This is a genomic window from Bowmanella yangjiangensis, from assembly GCF_017255015.1.
GTDB lineage: Bacteria > Pseudomonadota > Gammaproteobacteria > Enterobacterales > Alteromonadaceae > Bowmanella > Bowmanella yangjiangensis.
The window spans coordinates 1-291 of record NZ_JAFKCS010000890.1; the positions used below are offsets into that span (position 1 = coordinate 1).

The 291-nt window shown below is 65.6% G+C and carries 1 pseudogene; it reads left to right on the top strand.

From position 1 onward, the window contains the following. Positions 1 to 291 (top strand): annotated as a pseudogene (locus tag J0A65_RS27105) (phage portal protein); the annotation flags it as partial.

Consider the following 291-nt stretch of genomic DNA (forward strand, 5'->3'; position numbering starts at 1 on the left):
TGTGTATCGCACCTGGCTGACGCTGGCTGTTGCGTCTGGCGTGCTCAAGCCGCCGGCGGATGTCGATATGCGCACGCTGCTGTCGGCCGTCTACCAGGGGCCGGTGATGCCGTGGATCAACCCGGTGCATGAAGCTACCGCCTGGGAAAGCCTGGTCGAGGCTGGCTTCTCCGACGAAGCGGAGGTCGCCCGCGCTCGTGGTCGCAACCCGCAGGAACTGAAGAAGTCGCGCGCAGCCGAGATCAAGCAGAACCGCGAGTTGGGCCTGGTGTTCAGCTCTGACGCCGCGCA